20 protein-coding genes and 1 tRNA gene are annotated in these 20,581 nt (G+C 33.3%); all 21 read left to right on the top strand.

Features of this window, described 5'->3' with window-relative positions:
- Positions 1–317 precede the first annotated feature (317 nt).
- The 21 genes from A4F88_RS15105 to A4F88_RS15005 all read left to right on the top strand — a co-directional run bounded on the left by A4F88_RS15105 (position 318) and on the right by A4F88_RS15005 (position 20,514).
- Entirely contained in the window at positions 318–1,889 is a 1,572-nt protein-coding gene (locus A4F88_RS15105; RefSeq protein ID WP_068843477.1) for a glycoside hydrolase family 10-like protein, read from the top strand.
- Positions 1,876–3,195, top strand: coding sequence for an MFS transporter (locus A4F88_RS15100; RefSeq protein WP_068843476.1), 1,320 nt, complete (start codon positions 1,876–1,878; stop codon positions 3,193–3,195). The genes A4F88_RS15105 and A4F88_RS15100 overlap by 14 nt, the downstream gene beginning before the upstream one ends.
- Before the next feature lie 21 nt (positions 3,196–3,216).
- On the top strand, positions 3,217–3,558 hold the full coding sequence (locus tag A4F88_RS15095) for a hypothetical protein (RefSeq protein WP_068843475.1): 342 nt from the start codon (positions 3,217–3,219) through the stop codon (positions 3,556–3,558).
- Between the two features lie 63 nt (positions 3,559–3,621).
- Positions 3,622–4,473: an XAC2610-related protein gene (locus A4F88_RS15090; RefSeq protein ID WP_143154966.1), complete on the top strand. Its 852-nt coding sequence runs from the start codon at positions 3,622–3,624 to the stop codon at positions 4,471–4,473.
- Positions 4,474–4,494: 21 nt separating this feature from the next.
- A complete protein-coding gene (locus A4F88_RS15085; protein WP_068843473.1) occupies positions 4,495–4,944 on the top strand; it encodes a GNAT family N-acetyltransferase in 450 nt (149 codons plus the stop codon).
- A gap of 2 nt (positions 4,945–4,946) precedes the next feature.
- Positions 4,947–6,560, top strand: a complete 1,614-nt coding sequence (locus A4F88_RS15080) for a glycoside hydrolase family 3 protein (protein ID WP_068843472.1) — start codon at positions 4,947–4,949, stop codon at positions 6,558–6,560.
- A gap of 125 nt (positions 6,561–6,685) precedes the next feature.
- Positions 6,686–7,324 carry a peroxiredoxin gene (locus A4F88_RS15075; protein WP_053471125.1) on the top strand — a complete coding sequence of 213 codons (639 nt, stop codon included), beginning with the start codon at positions 6,686–6,688 and terminating at the stop codon, positions 7,322–7,324.
- A gap of 238 nt (positions 7,325–7,562) precedes the next feature.
- The gene (locus A4F88_RS15070; protein WP_007805605.1) at positions 7,563–7,871 is read left to right on the top strand and encodes a thioredoxin family protein; all 309 of its coding nucleotides are present in this window, start codon (positions 7,563–7,565) and stop codon (positions 7,869–7,871) included.
- Between the two features lie 84 nt (positions 7,872–7,955).
- Positions 7,956–8,213 (top strand): DUF6952 family protein, encoded by a 258-nt coding sequence (locus A4F88_RS15065; protein ID WP_017495510.1) that lies wholly within the window; start codon positions 7,956–7,958, stop codon positions 8,211–8,213.
- Positions 8,214–8,813: 600 nt separating this feature from the next.
- The gene (tpx, locus tag A4F88_RS15060) at positions 8,814–9,311 is read left to right on the top strand and encodes a thiol peroxidase (protein ID WP_068843471.1); all 498 of its coding nucleotides are present in this window, start codon (positions 8,814–8,816) and stop codon (positions 9,309–9,311) included.
- A gap of 9 nt (positions 9,312–9,320) precedes the next feature.
- On the top strand, positions 9,321–9,695 hold the full coding sequence (locus tag A4F88_RS15055; protein WP_068843470.1) for a diacylglycerol kinase: 375 nt from the start codon (positions 9,321–9,323) through the stop codon (positions 9,693–9,695).
- Positions 9,696–9,710: 15 nt separating this feature from the next.
- A complete protein-coding gene (locus A4F88_RS15050; RefSeq protein ID WP_068843469.1) occupies positions 9,711–12,161 on the top strand; it encodes a DNA translocase FtsK in 2,451 nt (816 codons plus the stop codon).
- Between the two features lie 70 nt (positions 12,162–12,231).
- Positions 12,232–12,858, top strand: coding sequence for an outer membrane lipoprotein periplasmic chaperone LolA1 (gene lolA1, locus A4F88_RS15045; RefSeq protein WP_483413842.1), 627 nt, complete (start codon positions 12,232–12,234; stop codon positions 12,856–12,858).
- A gap of 8 nt (positions 12,859–12,866) precedes the next feature.
- Positions 12,867–14,324, top strand: coding sequence for an LptF/LptG family permease (locus A4F88_RS15040; protein WP_068843468.1), 1,458 nt, complete (start codon positions 12,867–12,869; stop codon positions 14,322–14,324).
- A gap of 2 nt (positions 14,325–14,326) precedes the next feature.
- On the top strand, positions 14,327–15,460 hold the full coding sequence (gene ribB / locus A4F88_RS15035) for a 3,4-dihydroxy-2-butanone-4-phosphate synthase (protein ID WP_068843467.1): 1,134 nt from the start codon (positions 14,327–14,329) through the stop codon (positions 15,458–15,460).
- A gap of 3 nt (positions 15,461–15,463) precedes the next feature.
- A complete protein-coding gene (locus A4F88_RS15030; protein ID WP_068843466.1) occupies positions 15,464–15,862 on the top strand; it encodes an acyl-CoA thioesterase in 399 nt (132 codons plus the stop codon).
- A gap of 139 nt (positions 15,863–16,001) precedes the next feature.
- Positions 16,002–16,089, top strand: a tRNA-Ser gene (locus A4F88_RS15025).
- A gap of 260 nt (positions 16,090–16,349) precedes the next feature.
- Complete coding sequence (locus tag A4F88_RS15020) at positions 16,350–17,573, top strand: site-specific integrase (protein WP_068843465.1); 1,224 nt, start codon at positions 16,350–16,352, stop codon at positions 17,571–17,573.
- A 303-nt stretch (positions 17,574–17,876) separates the two neighbouring features.
- Positions 17,877–18,635, top strand: a complete 759-nt coding sequence (locus tag A4F88_RS15015) for a metallophosphoesterase (protein WP_068843464.1) — start codon at positions 17,877–17,879, stop codon at positions 18,633–18,635.
- Positions 18,636–18,766: 131 nt separating this feature from the next.
- On the top strand, positions 18,767–19,756 hold the full coding sequence (locus tag A4F88_RS15010; RefSeq protein WP_068843463.1) for a MarR family transcriptional regulator: 990 nt from the start codon (positions 18,767–18,769) through the stop codon (positions 19,754–19,756).
- A complete protein-coding gene (locus A4F88_RS15005) occupies positions 19,750–20,514 on the top strand; it encodes a hypothetical protein (protein WP_068843462.1) in 765 nt (254 codons plus the stop codon). Before A4F88_RS15010 ends, A4F88_RS15005 begins: the two co-directional genes overlap by 7 nt.
- Positions 20,515–20,581 lie beyond the last annotated feature (67 nt).

The raw sequence follows: 20,581 nt of genomic DNA, 5'->3' as shown, positions 1-20,581 counted from the left end.
ATATAGAATTGATTTACAATATATCAGCAAACATGGAATATCAGCAACTAAAATTTTACATGTTTTAAATTTTGGTTTATAAATTTCATACGCTACTACTCTATTCCTTTTTATTACTCAAAATATAATAACACAAAAAAACCCTCAACTTGACTTATTTCTCTTTTAACCACATGCTTCTATCCACAAAACCTAATAAAAAAACTCCCTCTAATCATACAAAATCACTATAAATTAACGTTCAAATTATAATTTCTGAATTATTTACTATAGTCCGCTAAAAAAACTATTTTTGGTTTCTGTTAAAAAAGATTGAAATGCATAAAAATCAGCAACTACTTTTCTCTATTCTATATTTATTTTTCTTTGGATGGAATTCCAATGCGCAGGAAAAAACCGTATACCCTAAAAACGAATTCAGAGGGGTATGGATTGCTACTGTGGTCAACATCGACTGGCCAAAAACGGCTATAGACGGCGTTGAAAAAGAAAAAGCAGATTATCTGGAGATTTTAGATGCCTATAAAAAACTAAACTACAATGCCGTAATTGTTCAGATTCGAAGTGTGGGTGACGCCTTTTATCCATCTGAATTTGCGCCCTGGTCCCGCTTTTTAACCGGAAAAGAAGGTCAGGCGCCTAATCCGTATTACGATGCATTGGCATGGATGATTGACGAAGCACACAAAAGAGGTTTTGAATTTCATGCATGGCTAAATCCGTATCGTGCAACTTTCGATTTAAACAAACAACAGTTGAGTCCAAATCATGACATTTTTAAGCATCCGGAATGGATGATCGAATACGGCGGAAAAATCTATTATGATCCTGCGTTGCCTGAAGTTCAGGAACATTTGACCAAAGTCGTAAAAGAAGTTGTAGACAAATACGATATCGATGCGATACATTTTGATGATTATTTTTATCCCTATACTGTTTCAGGAAAAGTATTTAATGACTCCGCATCGTATAAAAAATACGGTTCAGGTTTAAGCCTTTCGGATTGGCGTCGTGCCAATGTGAGCAATTTTGTGCATACCATTTCAACAACTATAAAAGCCAGCAAACCTTGGGTACAATTCGGAATCAGTCCGTTTGGTGTTTGGCGTAATAAATCTATGGATCCTAAAGGTTCTGAGACGCAATCAACATCTAATTATGACGATTTGTATGCTGATCCTCTTTTATGGATGGATCAAAAATGGATCGATTATATTTTGCCTCAATTGTATTGGAGTATGAACAACCCGAGAGCTTCTTACTCAAAATTAGTAAAATGGTGGTCTGAAAATTCTAACAATACCGCTCTTTATATAGGACATGCTTCGTATAAAATTAGAGGCGATAATGACAAAAGCTGGAACTTTGCTACCGAAATTCCAACTCAGGTTGATTTTGCCAGAAGCTTTAAAAAAGTAAGCGGAAGTGCTTATTTTAGTTCTAAATGGTTCATGAACAAAAACTTTGATGTGGTACGTCTTTTAGAAGAAAACCAATATAAATATCCTGCGCTTCCTGCTCCGGTACCTAATTTAAAACATATTGTTATCGATATTCCGGTTGTCAATGAATATCAAAAAGACAGTATTCATTATGCATTTAACATAAAAGCGCCGTTGAATACAAAAGTACGTTATATGGTAGTTTATGGCGGAGAAAGTACTTCGAAAATAGACATTAACGATGCAACCAAAATTATAGATAAGATTACCGTTTGCGAAAACGAAGGAACATTTTTATTTTCAATTCCTGTCGAAAAAATGAATCAGTATAAAGCTTGTGCTGTAACATTTATTGATTATTTTGCAAACGAAAGTACCCCAACTGCTATCGACTTAAAAAAGACATTTAAAATCTATTCACCTGCACAGCCTAATGAAAACAGATAATAATAAACCCTGGTTTTGGATTCCGCTTCTTAATTTTGCATCCGGTTTGCCTTATGCCGTAATCATCTCAGTTTCTGTAATTATGTACAAAAATCTGGGAATTTCAAACGAAGATATTGGCGTTTATACCAGTTTATTATACTTGCCTTGGGTCATAAAACCGCTTTGGAGTCCGTTTATTGAACTTACAGGAACCAAAAGAAAATGGTTTTTATCGATGCAATTGCTTATTTCGATTGCCTTTTTGTTAGTAGGATTTACGATCCCTGCAAATGGCTTTTTCATGATGACACTGGCTATTTTTTGGGTTGCTGCTTTTGCTTCGGCATCAAATGATATTGCCAGCGATGGATTTTATTTATTGGTTTTACCAAAAGAGCAACAATCTTTCTTCTTGGGAATTCGTAGTACTTTTTACAGACTTTCGATGCTTGCCGGAAATGGTTTAATTGTTTTGTTTGCCGGTTATCTTGAACATAAATACGGAGACAATACAAAAGCCTGGTCGTATACCATGATTTTTGTTGGTTTACTGATGACATTTATTACCGTTTACAATTTCATCTTTACTCCAAAAAACGAAATAAATGCATCCGAAAGTACAGATAAAGCCAATCATCAAAGTTTTGGAACTATATTCATCAGTTTCTTCCAAAAAAAACAAATCGGATTAATTTTAGCTTTTATCCTTGTTTTCAGACTTGGTGAATCTCAATTACTAAAAATGTTAAGTCCGTTTTTACTCGACGGGAAAGAACTGGGCGGAATGGGATTAGATACTGAAGCCGTTGGAATAATCTATGGAACTTTAGGAATTTTTGCCTTAACAATTGGTGGTATTTTAGGTGGTATTGCCATCTCCAAACATGGTCTTACCAAATGGATGCTTCCTATGTTTCTGGCCATGCATCTTCCTATTCTTGGTTTTATTGGGTTAGCCCATTTTCAGCCTCAGGAAATTTTTCACCTGCATTTAAACCTGTATTTTTTCGAAATCAATTCACCTCTTAACCTTTATACCTGTATTACTGTAATTCTGGAACAATTTGGGTATGGCTTTGGCTTTACAGGTTTCATGATGTATTTAATACATGTTGCCGAAGGAGAATCAAAAACAGCACATTATGCACTTGCAACAGGTTTTATGGCATTAGGAATGATGTTGCCGGGAATGTTAAGTGGTTTTATACAAAAATATTTAGGCTACGAAAATTTCTTTATTTGGGTATTACTGGCAACAATTCCAGGTTTGGTGCTTTCCAGATTTTTAGATTTCCCAAAAGATTTTGGTAAAAAAACAGAATAACAGCTATATAATATAACGCCCATGGAAATCAATGAAAACATCCAGGTTGAACGAAACCTGAAAGCAATTGAATTGGAAAAAGCAGGAGAAATTGAAAAAGCAATTGCGTTATACGAAGAAAATATTAGTGAAGGTTTTAAAGGAAATCATCCTTATGACCGATTGGCAACCATCTACAAAAACCAAACCGACCTCGATAATGAGATTAGGGTTTTAGAAAAAGCCATTATTGTTTATGAAGAAATAACCCTCGAAGACCGACTCGAAGGCTTACCAAAGCTTTTTCGTTTTAAAAATAGATTAGAAAAAGCAATTGAAACCAAAAAACAATTAGCCAAACAAAAGAAAGCAAAATTAAAATAAAACACCAATCTCAAAATCTCTGGCAAAAGGATGAAAGCAAAGGTTTACATAACAACATTCATTATGATGTTACTATTATCTTGTGGACAGACTAATGAAAAGAAAAATAAACTGCCGGATAAAAAACAACCTGTTACAAAAACATTTGAGGAAAGTGAAAAAAAACGTTTAGAGAAAAGAGCTGAAATTGACAAACAGGAAAAAATAGATAGCTTAAAATTGGATACCGTTTTATCTAATGCTTTGAGAATTGCCACTCTGGAAATTAACCAAACCAAATTTGAAAAGAAATATAAAGTCAGACCTGATGACGAATATGATATTCAGGTTGAAATAAATATAGATCACTATTTTTCAAAAAATAATTCCCATCTTATTATCCGAAGGTTAGGACCTGATGATCTATATATCGATATTTATTCGAAAGATGGAAATACATTCAAAAAAGTCCTCTCTCATCAGCAATGGGCTTTAACTTATACGAATGACACCATCAGAGACATTAATGGAGATGGCTTAAAAGATTTTGTTGTAAACTGGTATGGTGCAACCGGATGCTGCTTAAAAGCATTTAGCGACATTTACTTGCTCAGAAAAGATAAAAAAGAATTCTCAAAAGGTTTTGAATTTATTAATCCGAGTTTTTCTCCTAAAGAGAAAATAATTAGAGGAATTCAATATGGTCATCCTGGAGCAACTGAAATCTATAAATATAAGTGGAATGGTGAGACAGTTGATACTTTAGAATACGTTTATTATGATACCAATAAAGAAGGTAAAAAAACCGGAAAAATAATTGTTTCAAAAAACAAAGCATACAGCAAAAATATAAAAGACATAAAAAAACTAAATTCAATCCCTGCCGAATATACAAAAATTGAAGGTTTTGATTGGTTTACAGGAAATGTTCCTTAAGTAAAAAACATAAACTGACATATGATTACAATAAAACGAACCAATTCAGACGATATCGATTTTATAAATCTGGTTGCTTTATTAGATAAAGATTTAGCGATTAGAGATGGAGACGATCACGCTTTTTACAATCAGTTCAATAAAACCGATAAAATAAAACATACTATTGTTTATTACGAAAATGACATTCCTGTTGGTTGTGGTGCTTTCCGCGAAAAAGAAAGCGACAAGACCGAAATCAAAAGAATGTACGTTCATCCTGATTACAGAAAAAGAGGAATTGCCTCTGCTGTTTTAGCAGCATTAGAAATCTGGGCAAAAGAAGTAGGTTATACTTATACCATTTTAGAAACCGGTAAAAATCAGCCGGAAGCCATCAACTTATACCAAAAATTAAATTACACCATCATTCCAAATTATCCGCCTTACGAAAAAATGGATAATAGTGTCTGTATGAAAAAGACTTTATAATAATGAAAATTACTGCCGAAGCATTACGCCAAAGAATAGGACAATTCTTTTTCCCTGCCGTTTTTATTAACGATACCGAAGAAAATATTCAGGAAACTGAACGTTTAATCAAAGAACACAATATTGGCGGACTGACCTTTTTTCATAGTCGTGCCAGCGCTGCAACCAATTACGAAAGCAAGAAAAAAGTTGTTTTTAATGATGACAGCTACGAAAAAATTAAAGCATTAATTGTTCGTTATCAGAAAGCAGCTTCTACCCCACTTTTAATTAGTATTGATGCCGAATGGGGTTTGGCAATGCGCATCGAAAAAACACCGCAATATCCATACGCCATTACACTTGGCGCTTTACCGGAAAACAAATCCAATCTGGTTTACGAGGTAGGAAAACAAATTGGTTTAGATCTTAAAGCTGCCGGAATTCAGTATAATTTATCGCCTTTGGCAGACATCAACAACAACCCGAATAATCCTGTAATTGGGTATCGTTCTTTTGGTGAAAATAAAGAAAAAGTTGCCGATTTTTCTATTGAATATCTAAAGGGAATGTCAGAAGTTGGCGTTTTAGGCTGCCTGAAACACTTTCCCGGACACGGAAATACTAATGTCGATTCGCATTTAGGATTACCGGTTTTAAACGAAACGCTGGAAGAATTAATGGAGAACGAATTGTATCCGTTTATCAAAGGAATTGAAAACAATGTCGATTCGATCATGATTGGACATTTGGCCGTGCCAAGTTTAAACGATGGGAAAGATACTTCTGCAACCTTATCAAAAGCAGTTATTCAGGATCTTTTGCGTGATAAATTAGGTTACGATGGCTTAGTAATTTCTGATGCCTTAAACATGCACAGCGTTTCTAAATTGTATGAAACAAAAGGCCAACTGGAATGGGAAGCTTTCAATGCCGGAAACGATGTTTTATGCTTTGCCGAAAATGTTCCCGAAGGAATTGAAGCCATTTTTAAAAATGCATCACCAGACCGTATATTCGAAAGTTATAGCCGAATCATGAAAGCCAAAGAAAAAGTTGGAATCCTTTCTGGAAACACTGCGGCTTCAGGCGAATTAGATTTCGAAAAAACATCAGAACTAAATCTTGAAATCGCTCAAAATGCAATTACAACTATTATTGATAATTCAAATTCAGAGTTGGCTTTTGAAGCGCAGAAAAAAAACAAACTTGCCAAACTAAGTTTATATAAAAATACCGAAAACACTTTCTTTAAAACTTTAAGCTCAAAATTAGAATCACCAGAATTTGCTTTTGAGAACCCTGAGGTTTCAGATATTACAGCAATCCAAAAAGAATTAGAAAATTTCGAAACAATTTTGATTTCATTATTTGTTCCAAAAGCAAAACCAATGAATAATTTCGAAATTGGTAATGAAGTTTTAGAATTGCTTTCTGATTTGCTTCAAACCAAAAAATGCATTGTTTACGTTTTCGGAAATCCGTATGTTTTACCTGTAATCCCAAATCTTAAAAAGGCTTCAGGATTGATTCAGGCATATCAGGATTTTGAAGAATTTCAAAAAACTGCGGGAATTCAATTTTTAGAAAAAAATAGTTCAAAAGGCATTTTACCCGTAAACATTGAAATTCAATAAGTTAAAACATTAAATAATCAAAATTTATCAACTTATAAATTTTTATAATCACATCTTATTGTAAGAACCTGTACTTATGTCCTACTTTTGCACCAGAAATAAATTTTTAACGTAAAACGAAAAATATGTCTTTAGTAGGAAAAAAATTCCCAAGTATTGCAGTAGATGCTATCTCAGAAATGGGTGACAACTTAAAAATCAACATTTTTGAAGAAGCAGTAAACAACAACAAAAAAGTATTATTGTTTTGGTACCCAAAAGATTTCACTTTTGTATGTCCAACTGAATTACACGCCTTTCAAGCTGCATTACCAGAATTTGAAAAAAGAAATACTATCGTAATTGGTGCTTCTTGTGACACAAACGAAGTTCACTTTGCCTGGTTAAATACTCCAAAAAACAATGGTGGAATCGAAGGTGTTACTTACCCAATTTTAGCTGATACAAACCGTAACTTAGCTAACATTTTAGGTATTCTTGATATCGAATCTACAAGCTACAGCGAAGACACTGATTCAGTAATCATCGAAGGTTCAAACGTAACTTACAGAGCTACTTACCTTATTGACGAAACTGGAAAAATCTTCCACGAAAGTGTAAACGATATGCCATTAGGACGTAACGTAAACGAATACCTAAGAATGGTTGACGCTTATACTCATATCCAGACTAAAGGTGAAGTTTGTCCTGCAAACTGGGAAGCTGGTAAAGAAGCTATGTCTGCAGACAGAGTTAGTACTGCTGAATACTTAAGCGCTAATTAATTTTTATAAAGGTACAAAGGTTCAGAGGTACAAAGTGGCAAAGGCTTTTTTGCTACTAATAAACAAAGTCTAAGACTTTGCCCCTGAACTTTTGTTACTTAAAAAAAATCCTTTCAATTAAACACATACAAAGGTTAAAATACAAAACAATCTGGTTTTGCAAAATACTTTCATACAAAGTTTCCAAAAACTTTGTCCCTTTGAGCCTTTGTAACTTTGAACCTTAAAAAATAAACAAATGTTAATCGACTTAAACGAAGATACGTTAGCAGATTTAGTTGCTAAAAACGAAAAAGTAGTAGTACAATATTCAGCTTCATGGTGTGGAAATTGCCGTATTATGAAACCAAAATTCAAAAAACTAGCAACAGAAAATGAAGCTATCACTTTTGTTTTGGTTGATGCAGAAAATTCTCCTGAATCAAGAAAATTAGCTAATGTGAGCAACCTGCCAACATTTGCAACTTTCGTAAACGGGCAATTAGTTGGTGAAACACAAACCAACAAACAAGAAGTTTTAATTGATCTGGTAAACGCTATCGCATAAACAGATTTTAGATTTTTAGACTGTTAGATTTTTCGAATCTTTATCTAAAAATCCAATCATCCAACAATCTAAAAATCAAAAAAAATGAAATTACCTGTAATAAAGCAATTAACCCAATTCATCGAAGAAAACGATCAGGATTATATCATTGAAACGATCGAAGTTCTGGAAGCAATGACTGAGATTCCGTCTTTAAAAGACGAAGAATTAGATGTAATTGGCGAATTAATATCTAATATGTACGGTGCACTTGAAGTTCATAAAATGGTCGTTCAGGGCACAGATAAAAAAGAAGCTTTAAACGCGTTTATGAAACGTGTTTTAGGTTCAATCGATAAATAATCGGCCTCTTTTCCTAAGAAAAACAAAAAAACATGACTCAAAAAACGCTTTCATTCCAAGGGAGCGTTTTTTTTTAGTTTCTAATTTTATCTGTTCTTTCTTTTATCAACAACTACGATAAATCTAAAATCATCAGGGCGAGCCACCATTAGAAAAAGGGGCTAACCAACTTTGTCTGTATTCGCCCCTTTCTCTAATGCTGTCGGGCTGTCCGTGCTACTTCGGTAGCCAGCTCCCATCCCTCTCGCGGGCAATCGGTTTCAATAGATGTTTTCGGTTTTTAGTCGCAGTAAATATTTTTATTAGCTTATTCCACGCAATCCTGTCATCCCGGGGAACAGGAATCTTCACAATCTTTTTTGTCAATCTTTGTCGAGTCTCTAACGGAGATTCCTGTTCCCCGGAATGATAAAATTGAGAGTAAAACTATTAAGAACAATATTCTGCCAAAACAAAAGTTATTATTAGAAATAAATTGCAAATTCGTGAATTCGTGGCTATCCAAAAACCATCCTTAATCTCTACTTAAACCCATAACAAATACTTTTAGATTCAAATATTAATCCTTACTTTTGAGCCTCATTAATTTAAACAAACATCATGGCTTCAATAACATTAGGAGGAAATCCAGTTCATACATCAGGAGAGTTACCAACAGTTGGATCACAACTAGCTGATTTCAAATTAGTACAAAACGATTTATCAGTTGCTTCATTAAGTAACTTCGCCGGAAAAAAATTAGTTTTAAATATTTTCCCAAGTATCGACACAGGAACTTGCGCTACTTCTGTTAGAAAATTCAACGAAAGTGCCAGCAATTTAGAAAACACAACTGTATTGTGTATTTCAAGAGACTTACCATTTGCTCAAAAACGTTTTTGTGGAGCTGAAGGCTTAGAAAATGTAGTAAACTTATCTGATTTTCAGGAAGGATCTTTTGGTAAAACAAATGGCTTAGAAATCGTTGACGGACCTTTAGCAGGTTTACACTCAAGAGCTATTATTGTTGTTGACGAAAACGGAAAAATCACACACACTGAACAAGTTGCAGAAATTGCAAACGAACCAAATTACGAAGCAGCTTTAGCAGCACTATAATACCTATAAATGGAATTTCAAAAAGACAATACTTTTGTTACAGGTCGTTTAAAAAGCATGACATATGCTTTTAATGGAGCTGTAAAACTTATTCGAACAGAACACAGCATCATGGTGCAATTCTCATTGGGAATTATCATGACAATTGCCGGGTTCTATTTTCACATTACACAAACCGAGTGGCTTTGCCAAACCTTAGCAATTGGTTTGGTTTTAGCTGTTGAAGGACTTAATACAGCCGTTGAAAAAATTGCTGATTTTATTCATCCTGACTACAGCAAACGTATCGGATTTATTAAAGATATTGCTGCAGGAGCAGTATTTTTTGCTGCAATGACAGCAATAGCAATCGGCTTAATAATTTATATTCCAAAATTCATCTAGGCAAGGAACGCAAGAATGGCAAAAACAAAAAAAGAAACTGTAGATAAAAAAAACGAATCAAAACCCAGGAATATAATATCCTGGCAACCCAATAAGCAACAACGTTTTGTTTTGGGCTGCCTTTTGGTACTCTTTTCCGTTGCATTGTTAGTTGCATTTATTTCTTTTTATGTAAACGGACAATGGCAAACAGATCAAAGTGCTGTAAGCCAACTGGGCGATCGTACAGAAATAGTTGAAAACTGGCTCGGAAAATTTGGAGCTTACCTCGCAGATCTTATTGTTTACAGAGGTTTTGGTCTTGCTTCATTTATATTAATCCGTTTATTTTTCTTAACCGGACTGTTTCTGGCTTTAGAAATGTCTACTAAAAAACTCAAAAGTATTTGGTTTTGGGACCTATTTGCCATTATTATTGTTTCTGTTTTATTTGGATTTTTTGCCACTTCAGCTCCTGAACTAGGCGGAACAATCGGATATGAATTAAATTTATTTCTACAGGATTATATCGGAAAAACAGGTACTTTGCTTACCTTACTTTTCGGAGTGATTATTTATTTGATTTTTAAAATCAAATTATCTCCTGAGAAAATCCAGTCTTATTTTGATTCAACCAAAAAAGAGTTCAAATCAGAATTAGGTACTTTAAAACCACAACAACAGGCAGAAAGCGCTTATAACTTAGAAGAATTTGCCATCGAAGAAGATCCGGAATTAGACAACATTCACTTAAAAACCGATGTTAGCCAATTCGAGATCAACAAAGAAGCTTTAAAACCAACAATCAATCATGCATCAGAAATTGATTTAAATCCGGTTTTAAAACCACTTCAAATGGATATTAATCCGGTAACGATAACTCCTCCTGTACACCATACAGAAGAATTTGTTATCGAAAAAGCAGAAGAAGAAGATATTATCGAAGAAAATCTGGCTTCACGCCTTGTTGCGGATTTCGGACTATTTGATCCTACATTGGATTTATCCAATTATAAATTTCCAACCATCGATTTATTAAAAGAATATTCGACCGGAGGAATCACGATCAATCAGGAAGAGTTAGAAGAAAACAAAAACAAAATTGTAGATACACTTCGTAACTATAAAATCGAAATTGCACAGATTAAAGCAACCGTTGGTCCATCGGTAACCTTATACGAAATTGTACCTGAAGCAGGAATCAGAATTTCTAAAATTAAGAGTTTAGAAGATGACATTGCGTTATCACTTTCGGCACTGGGAATTCGTATTATTGCGCCAATTCCGGGAAAAGGAACTATTGGTATCGAGGTTCCGAACAAAAACCCAACTATGGTTTCCATGAAAAGCGTTATTGGATCAGCTAAATTTCAGGAAGCTGAAATGGAATTGCCAATTGCTTTAGGAAAAACTATTTCGAACGAAACATTTGTGGTCGATCTTGCCAAAATGCCTCACTTGCTAATGGCAGGTGCTACCGGACAAGGAAAATCTGTTGGATTAAATGCTGTCCTGACTTCACTTTTATACAAAAAACATCCAGCAGAAGTAAAATTTGTTTTGGTTGACCCGAAAAAAGTAGAGCTTACTCTTTTTAATAAAATTGAAAGACATTATTTAGCCAAACTTCCGGATACAGAAGATGCTATTATTACAGATAATGCAAAAGTTGTGAATACTTTAAATTCACTTTGTACCGAAATGGACAATCGTTATTCTTTATTGAAAGATGCGATGGTTCGTAATATTAAAGAATATAACGAGAAATTTAAATCCCGAAAATTAAACCCTGAAGCCGGACATCGTTTTTTACCTTACATTGTTTTGGTAGTCGATGAGTTTGCAGATTTAATTATGACCGCAGGAAAAGAGGTCGAAATTCCTATTGCGCGTCTGGCACAGTTAGCCCGTGCGATTGGTATTCACTTAATTATTGCAACACAAAGACCATCGGTGAACGTTATTACAGGTTTAATCAAAGCCAATTTCCCTGCCAGAATTGCTTTTAGAGTAACTTCAAAAATTGACTCAAGAACTATTCTGGATACACAAGGTGCAGATCAGTTAATTGGACGAGGAGATTTATTATACACAAATGGAAATGATGTAACTCGTGTTCAGTGTGCTTTTATCGACACACCAGAAGTTGAAAAGATTACCGATTTTATTGGTTCACAAAAAGCATATTCTACTGCTTATTTGCTTCCGGAGTTTGTTGGAGAGGAAACTGGCATTAATCTTGATGTGGATATTTCCGAAAGAGACACCTTATTTAGAGAAGCTGCTGAGATTATTGTCAACGCACAACAAGGTTCTGCTTCGTTATTGCAAAGAAAACTAAAATTAGGCTACAACAGAGCCGGTCGTTTAATCGATCAGCTGGAAGCAGCCGGAATTGTTGGTCCGTTTGAAGGCAGTAAAGCAAGAAGTGTGAACATCACCGATTTAAGTGCTCTTGATCAATTTTTTAATAATGAACAAAATTAATCCCATCATGAAAAAAATTCAGGAAATCCAAAACAATTCTATTACTAAGATGACTAAAAAGTGCTTTCAAATGGCAATCGTATTGCTTTTGAGCTTCACTTCTATTCAGGCTCAGGATAAAAAAGCCAAAGATTTATTGAACGAAGTAACTACTAAAATAAAAAGCTACGATAATATTGTTATTGATTTTAAATATTCTCTGAACAACGCAAAAGAAAATATTAATCAGGACAGTAAAGGAAATGTAACCATGAAAGGAAATCAATATGTATTGAACTTTATGGGTGTTACTAAAATATTCGACGGACAAAAAACATACACAATTAACCCGGAAGACGAAGAAGTTACTGTTTCTAAAGTAAACGAAAAGGATGACAATGCTATTACACCTTCAAAAATGCTTACATTCTTTAATTCCGGCTACAAATACAATATGGATATTGTTCAAAATGTTAAAGGAAGAAAAATTCAATACATCAAATTAGCTCCAACAAGTGCTAAAGATCAAAGAAAAGAAATTCTTTTAGGCATTGACGTTCAGACAAAACACATCTACAATTTGATTGAAACAGGAAAAAACGGAACAAAAACTACTTTAACCGTTAATTCTTTTAAAACCAATCAGCCTTTATCAAAAAATCAATTTACCTTTGTAGCGAGCAAATATCCAAAATACTACATCAATAAATTAGATTAATTACGAGGTTGAAAATTTTAGACAAATACTTACTAAAAACATTTCTGATTACGTTTACTACGGTATTCGTAATCCTTTTTTTTATATTCATACTACAAACTGTCTGGCTCTTTATCTCTGAACTTGCAGGTAAAGATCTGGATCTGATGTTGGTTATAAAATTTCTTTTATTCTCAATGCCGCGAATAATCCCTTTAGTTTTACCACTATCGGTTTTATTAGCATCTATTATGACTTTCGGAAATTTAGCTGAGAATTACGAATTCGCCGCTATGAAATCATCCGGAATATCATTACAAAGAGCAATGCGTGGTCTTGTAATTTTTATTTTCTTTTTAAGTATTGTAGCCTTTTGGTTTGCCAATAATGTGATTCCGTATGCTGAATATAAATTTATTAATTTCAGAAAAAACATCGCACAGGCAAAACCTGCAATGGCAATTGCCGAAGGTCAGTTTAATGATGTTGGTTTTTACAATATTAAAGTCAATAAAAAATCAGGTGAAAACGGAAACAATTTAACCGGAGTTACAATTCACGAAAAGCCTAATAATATTGGCGAAAACAAAACAGTAATTAAGGCAAAAACCGGTAAATTAATGAGTAACGAAAAATCCAGCATTTTAAAACTGGTCTTGAATGATGGTTATTACTATCAGGATGTTACTCCAAAAAAATATGAAGATCGTGCGAAACTACCTTTTATAAAGGGAGAATTCAAAAAGCAAATCATTAATATTGATTTGTCTGAGTTAAATAAAGTTGACGAAGACAAAGAAAATATTAACGGCACCAATACAATGCTTAATGTGAACGAACTTCGTTATACATTAGATTCTTTAAATAAAAATCTGAACAACGAAATTATCTCTTTTTCAGAAAATATAAATCAGCGTGTAGGTATCAAAAAACCATCTATACCAATAAAAACAGACAAAAAGAAAAAACCTTTACCTAATGATCTTTTGTCTTTGTATACTACTAACAAACAGAAATCAGATGTTTTAAAAATGGCCAGCAGCAATGTAACCAGCAACATCTATTCTATAGAAACAACTCAAAAAGACTTAAAAGACAAGCAACGTGAAATCAATAAACATTTAACTGCTTTATACGAGAAATTCGTAATTGCTTTTGCCTGCTTTTTAATGTTTTTTATTGGAGCGCCATTAGGAGCTATTATTAGAAAAGGAGGACTTGGCTTACCTATTGTTTTTGCCGTTTTAATTTTTATTACATTCCATTTTATCAATACTTTTGGAAAAAGGCTTTCGCAAGAAGGTGGTATGTCTCCGTTTATGGGATCGTGGATGTCTTCTTTTATATTATCCCCATTGGCTGTACTATTAACCTATCGTGCTACCAACGATAACGGATTAATAAACTTTGATGCCATAACAACTCCCATATCACAACTATTTCAAAAAATTGCTGAGCGGTTCTTTCCTGCTCAAAACAAACAATAATTATGTCAACAACAAAAATACAACTGAATACCATTGAAGAAGCTATAGAAGATATTCGTCAAGGTAAAGTAATCATTGTAGTCGATGATGAAGATCGTGAAAACGAAGGTGATTTTTTGGCTGCAGCCGAAAAAGTTACTCCGGAAATGATCAATTTTATGGCTACTCACGGTCGTGGATTAATCTGTACGCCACTTACAGAAAGCCGCTGTAAAGAACTTGATTTACGTGCCATGGTTACCAATAATACAGATCATATGGAAACTGCTTTTACTGTTTCTGTAGATTTGAAAGGAAATGGAGTTACTACAGGAATCTCAGCTGCTGACAGATCTAAAACGGTACAATCATTAGTTGACCCAAATACAAAACCACATGATTTAGCACGTCCTGGTCACATTTTTCCTCTAATTGCTAAACAAGGTGGTGTTTTAAGAAGAACCGGGCATACAGAAGCTGCTATTGATTTTGCAAGATTGGCGGGATTTAAATCGGCTGGTGTGATTTGCGAAATTTTAAACGAAGACGGAACAATGTCACGTTTGCCTGAATTGGTAAAAGTGGCAAAGAAATTCAATTTAAAATTAGTTTCGATTGAAGATTTGGTTGCCTACAGAATGCAGCACGATAGCCTGATTGTTAAAAAAGAAGATTTTGATATCGAAACCCGTTTTGGTACTTTTAGATTAAGAGCTTACGAGCAAACTACAAATAAACAAATACATATTGCTTTAACAAAAGGAACATGGAATCTGGGAGAACCAATCTTAACGAGAATTCACTCTTCACAGGTAAATAATGACCTATTGGGCACTTTAACCAATAATGCCGAACAACAGTTAGACGATATGTTTAAGGTGATTAACGAGAACGGTAAAGGCGCTGTTATTTTTATCAATCAGGATATGACAGCTGTTAATTTATTAAACAGAATTTCTGAACTTAAAGCATTACAGTCGCAAGGAACTTTAAAAGCACCTAAAATAATTATTGACAGTAAAGATTACGGAATTGGAGCTCAAATTTTACACGATCTGGATATCTCCAAAATTAGATTAGTATCAAATACAGAACAAACAAAACGTGTTGGTATGATTGGATACGGATTAGAAATTACTGAATACGTTAGCTATTAAATTATGGGAACAATAGAAGAAAGAATTGTAAAATCTGAGACACGTATTTTTAAAGCTGTTTTTCCGAGTACAACAAATCATTACGACACTTTATTTGGAGGAACTGCACTTCATCTTATGGACGAAGTCGCTTTTATTTGCGCTACACGATTCAGTAGAAAGAAAGTTGTTACGATCTCAACTGGTCAAATTGATTTCAAAAAAGCAATTCCAGCCGGAACTTTAATCGAATTGGTTGCAAAAGTAATCAGTGTGGGAAGAACGAGTTGTAAAATTCACGTTGATATTTTCATGGAACAAATGTATTCAGAACTTCGCGAAACTGTTGTTTCAGGAACTTTTTCATTTGTCGCTGTTGATGAAAACAAAAAACCAGTGCCTATTTTAGACGATTTAGAATAATTTCTTCAAAAACCTCTTTTCGGAAATACTGATAATTAGACACTTGAAAAATAACTTAAAAAAAGCGCAAAAAAAGTTTTCACAATCGAAAAAACGCACTATATTTGCACTCGCAATCACAAAATGATCGCGACATACTGGAGAAATGGCAGAGCGGTCGAATGCGGCAGTCTTGAAAACTGTTGACTGTAACAGGTCCGGGGGTTCGAATCCCTCTTTCTCCGCCAGTAGAAGTTTCAAAAGAAACTTTAAAAGTCAAAAGCCTTTAAACACTAGTGTTTAAAGGCTTTTTCGTTTTTACACACTTTTCAAAAAGCACATGTTTTATCAAAAAGTAGTCACCCAATGAGTACCCACTTTTTTTTTGGGTCACTTTTTACAAAATTGGTGACCAAAATAAAAAGAATTCCCCGGGAATTCCCTGGTATCAATGGGCTCTCTTAAAATTTTTAATTCAATTTGATTATTAATTTTAAAACTAGATAACATGTTAAAAACAATTTTCTTGCTAAAATCCGAGAGGGTTAACCGAGACGGAGAATCCTCTATTATTCTAAGACTTTCCTATAAAAACAAAAGAATTACAATCGCCTCGGGAAAATTCATCTCGAAAGAAAGATGGATTCAGACAAACCATCTGAAAAATACACTGAAGGCAGAAAAAGAAAAGGTAATCAAAAGCTCTCTTGATCTCATGCAGCTGAACGCCGAAAAGAAGTTTACAGAACTCTTCAGAATTGACCCTGACGTTGATCTGGAATTGCTAAAAGCTGAACTTACAGGAAAAGTCAAAATCGGCCAGCCTCAAGGTCCGACCATAATTGAGATTATGGATACATACAACATATTCTTCTGCAAAAGAGTAAATACTGGAGAGCGCGCACCCGCTTCACTGCAGAAGTATAAAAGAGCAAAAGATTTACTTTTGGATTTCATCAATAGTAACTATAAAAAGGAAGATATGCACGCATCTGAGCTATCAAGCTCGTTTGTCTTTAAACTGGAACAGTACCTTAAATATGAGAGCAGTTTTAAAGAGCAGACAGGTATTAAAAACAATTCGGTGGTAAAATATATGAAAATGTATAAAACTGCCTGCAATTACGCCATTAAAATGGATTTGATCATAAAAAACCCATTCAACATTTATGACGGAAGGCTAAGCGTAAAAGATGCTGTTTTCTTAACCCAGCTGGAACTGAATACAATCGAGAATAAAATATTCTCAACTCCGCGTTTGGAAAAGGTTAAGGATATATTTCTTTTTAGCTGCTATACTGGCTACGCCCCTGTCGATGCCTTGGAACTGACCGAAAGAAACTTATCCGCAGATTCTACTGGAAATTTATGGATTATGACCAGCAGGGCTAAAACTGCCATTAGAGCCAATGTTCCGGTACTGCCTACTGTTGATAAAATTATTTCTAAATATAAAAACCAGCAGAAAGGTCTTATTCCAAAAATTTCCAATCAGAAAATGAATGCCTATCTTAAGGAAATTGCTGATGTCTGCGGCATTAATAAACATCTTACGTGGTATGTTGCCAGACATACTTTTGCCACCACTGTCACTTTAGGGAATGGAGTAAGGCTGGAAAACGTATCAGCGATGATGGGACATACGAACACCAAACAGACACAGCATTACGCAAAAGTTTTGGATGTTAATATTATGGAAGACATGGAAAAACTGAAATCCAAGTTTAGGTGACATTCGCTTACCACAAGACTTCTGAATTTGAAGAATCTTGAAGAACTTCAATCCATTTGGAGCAAAAAAACGAGTTGAAAGATATCATAAGTTTTGTAATATATTTCCAATTGCGTCCGCAGTGCGGACGCAATTGAAATGGATACTAAAAATGTATATCCTTTTTTAGTTTATTTAATTGACCATGTTTACTAATTCTAATACAACAATGCAATATGTATTATATTTCAAAACAATATTAAATTGTAAAAGCGATTCTGATAAATTAACTATTGTTGATTAAAAATAAAACCTATTTTGCAAATGAAAATCCAATACTGTTCAGACCTTCATCTAGAGTTCCCAGAGAACAAAAAACACATAGTTGACAATCCTATAAACCCAGAAGCCGATATTCTAATTTTAGCTGGAGATATAGTTCCATTTGCTATAATTGATAAACATCAAGATTTCTTCGATTATATTTCTAGTAATTTCAAAATGACTTTCTGGATACCAGGAAATCATGAATATTACTATTATAACATTGCTGAAAAAAGTGGTTCTTTAGATATCCAAATCAGAGAGAACATAATTTTAGTAAACAACTGTATGAAAGAAATTTTAGGTGTAAATATTATTTTTTCTACCCTTTGGTCAAATATTTCAGAAACAAGGCGCTGGGTAATTCAACAAAGCCTTTCCGATTTTAAAGTAATTAATTGTACTGATAGATTATTAAATGTTGATGATTACAATCTATTACACCAAAAAAGTGTAGAATTTTTACAAAACGCATTAAATGAAAAATCAAATAAAAAAACAATTGTTGTAACCCATCATGCGCCAACATTTATTAACTATCCTGAGAAATATGCCAATAGCAATATCAACGAAGCTTTTGCTTCGGAATTAGACAAACTCATTGAAGATAGTAATATTGATTATTGGATTTACGGACACCACCACGTCAACCTTGCTGATTTTGAGATTGGAAATACAAAGCTAATAACCAATCAACTAGGATATATTAAATACAATGAAAATACAGGATTTAATGATAAAGCTATTATTTTGATATAAACTGATTTTTTTAATACAAAAATCAGTTTATATCACTCGTTAATAAAGTAATTTTCAATATAATAAACCTATATTTGCACAATAAACCTTAATGGTTTATTATCAATTTTATTAGTTTATTCTAGTTTATTATGGAAAAATTAAAAGACTATATCCAACAAATACTTGGCGTAAAACTCGAAATAAAGGAGTTGCAAAATGAACAATTAAATAAATTGCCTTTTATATTCAAGAGCAATTTTAAATTCTATAGCACTACTTTAAGTCATCACGAATTAATTTTATTGGAACTTAATAAAGAAGATACTCTCAATGCAAGCCAATTGAGAAAGCAAATAGTAGAAATTCAAAAAAAGCTTGAAAAAAGAATAATTATAGTTACTGATACTATAACCGCACTAAATCGTAAACGACTAATAGAGCATAAAATCAGTTTCATTATTCCTGGGAAGCAAATGTATCTAACAGAATTATTAATAGATATTCAAGATTACGAGAAAGAAAAGGAGTTTAAAAAATCTTTCTTGTTACTGCCTTCATCTCAGCTAATCTTACTATATCAAATTTTACACAAAGACGATAACTTAAGCCAATATACATTCAAAGAACTAGCAGAAAAGTTACAATACACCCAAATGGGAATAACTAAAGCAATAGAAAATCTGAGAAGATTAGCGATAGTGAAAGTTGAAGGAACAAAAGAAAAGAATATTATTTTCGAAAAAGACCTGCAAAAGCTTTGGGGGGATAGTGAACGATTATTAATTAACCCAGTTATGAAAACTGTTTATGTTGATGAAAAGCCAAAAGGATTATTAAAATCTAATACAACTGCACTAGAAGAATATACGGATATGAATCCAAGTGCATTAGAATATTTTGCTATAGAGAAAAAACAATTTTACGAGTTAGAGAAAAACAATAAGTTAGTTAATCTGAATAATGAAAGTGGAAATTTTGCATTAGAAGTTTGGAAATACAATCCGGAACTAATCACAAAAGGAATAACAAAGAAAAATAATGTAGATCCACTGTCTTTATATTTAAGTTTAAAAGACGGATTTATTGACGAACGAACAGATATGGCATTAGAGCAAATAATTGAAAAATACATATGGTAAGAGGTTTAGAAATTTTCAGAGAACACTTTAAAGAATTCACAGACAACTATATTATCATTGGCGGAACCGCTTGTGATATTGTTATTAATAATGTAGGACTTACACCAAGAGCAACAAAAGACATCGATATCATTTTAGTAATCGAAGCTTTAAATTCTGAATTTGTAACTCACTTTTGGGAGTTTATTAAACAAGGAAACTATGAAGTAAAAGAAAAAAGTGAAGAAGACCGAAAATACTATCGTTTTCAAAAACCTCAAGCAGAAGAATTTCCATTTCAAATTGAATTGTTTTCAAGAATTCAAGATTTGTTAGATTTAGAAGAACAAGCACATCTAACGCCAATTCCAGTAGATACCGAAATTTCAAGCCTTTCAGCAATATTAATGGATAATGATTATTACAATTTTACAATCAAACACAGCCAATTAGATAACGGCATCCATTTAGCCAATACAGAGGCTTTAATAGGATTAAAAGCAAAAGCATTCCTAGATTATAAAACCCGAAAAGAGAATGGAGAAAAGATTGATGAAAGACAGTTACGTAAGCACAAAATGGATGTATTCAGATTGTTATTATTATTAACACCTGAAGATAATTTCACAATTCCTATAAGTGTAAAAGCAGATATAGCAAATTTTGCTGAAACTGTAAAAACAGATTTACCAGATAAACAAATTTTTAAAGAAATGGGTGCTGGAAATGTAAACGTAAAAGAATTATTTGAGCAATTAATTAAGGTTTTTAATATTTAATAAAAAATAAATAAAGTATCTGTCAAAAAAAACTTTACAAATTTTAAAGACAAAGAAGTATTATGGA

It is taken from the genome of Flavobacterium chilense (assembly GCF_001602525.1).
Classification (GTDB): Bacteria; Bacteroidota; Bacteroidia; order Flavobacteriales; family Flavobacteriaceae; genus Flavobacterium; species Flavobacterium chilense.
The sequence above is the reverse complement of the archived record's forward strand: the minus strand, read 5'-3'. Positions and strand labels throughout refer to the sequence as shown.

Coding starts and splice junctions, on each gene's coding strand:
- A4F88_RS15105 (WP_068843477.1), top strand. CDS start 318: ATGCATAAAAATCAGCAACTACTTTTCTCTATTCTATATTTATTTTTC.
- A4F88_RS15100 (WP_068843476.1), top strand. CDS start 1,876: ATGAAAACAGATAATAATAAACCCTGGTTTTGGATTCCGCTTCTTAAT.
- A4F88_RS15095 (WP_068843475.1), top strand. CDS start 3,217: ATGGAAATCAATGAAAACATCCAGGTTGAACGAAACCTGAAAGCAATT.
- A4F88_RS15090 (WP_143154966.1), top strand. CDS start 3,622: ATGATGTTACTATTATCTTGTGGACAGACTAATGAAAAGAAAAATAAA.
- A4F88_RS15085 (WP_068843473.1), top strand. CDS start 4,495: ATGATTACAATAAAACGAACCAATTCAGACGATATCGATTTTATAAAT.
- A4F88_RS15080 (WP_068843472.1), top strand. CDS start 4,947: ATGAAAATTACTGCCGAAGCATTACGCCAAAGAATAGGACAATTCTTT.
- A4F88_RS15075 (WP_053471125.1), top strand. CDS start 6,686: ATGTCTTTAGTAGGAAAAAAATTCCCAAGTATTGCAGTAGATGCTATC.
- A4F88_RS15070 (WP_007805605.1), top strand. CDS start 7,563: ATGTTAATCGACTTAAACGAAGATACGTTAGCAGATTTAGTTGCTAAA.
- A4F88_RS15065 (WP_017495510.1), top strand. CDS start 7,956: ATGAAATTACCTGTAATAAAGCAATTAACCCAATTCATCGAAGAAAAC.
- tpx (WP_068843471.1), top strand. CDS start 8,814: ATGGCTTCAATAACATTAGGAGGAAATCCAGTTCATACATCAGGAGAG.
- A4F88_RS15055 (WP_068843470.1), top strand. CDS start 9,321: ATGGAATTTCAAAAAGACAATACTTTTGTTACAGGTCGTTTAAAAAGC.
- A4F88_RS15050 (WP_068843469.1), top strand. CDS start 9,711: ATGGCAAAAACAAAAAAAGAAACTGTAGATAAAAAAAACGAATCAAAA.
- lolA1 (WP_483413842.1), top strand. CDS start 12,232: ATGGCAATCGTATTGCTTTTGAGCTTCACTTCTATTCAGGCTCAGGAT.
- ribB (WP_068843467.1), top strand. CDS start 14,327: ATGTCAACAACAAAAATACAACTGAATACCATTGAAGAAGCTATAGAA.
- A4F88_RS15030 (WP_068843466.1), top strand. CDS start 15,464: ATGGGAACAATAGAAGAAAGAATTGTAAAATCTGAGACACGTATTTTT.
- A4F88_RS15020 (WP_068843465.1), top strand. CDS start 16,350: ATGTTAAAAACAATTTTCTTGCTAAAATCCGAGAGGGTTAACCGAGAC.
- A4F88_RS15015 (WP_068843464.1), top strand. CDS start 17,877: ATGAAAATCCAATACTGTTCAGACCTTCATCTAGAGTTCCCAGAGAAC.
- A4F88_RS15010 (WP_068843463.1), top strand. CDS start 18,767: ATGGAAAAATTAAAAGACTATATCCAACAAATACTTGGCGTAAAACTC.
- A4F88_RS15005 (WP_068843462.1), top strand. CDS start 19,750: ATGGTAAGAGGTTTAGAAATTTTCAGAGAACACTTTAAAGAATTCACA.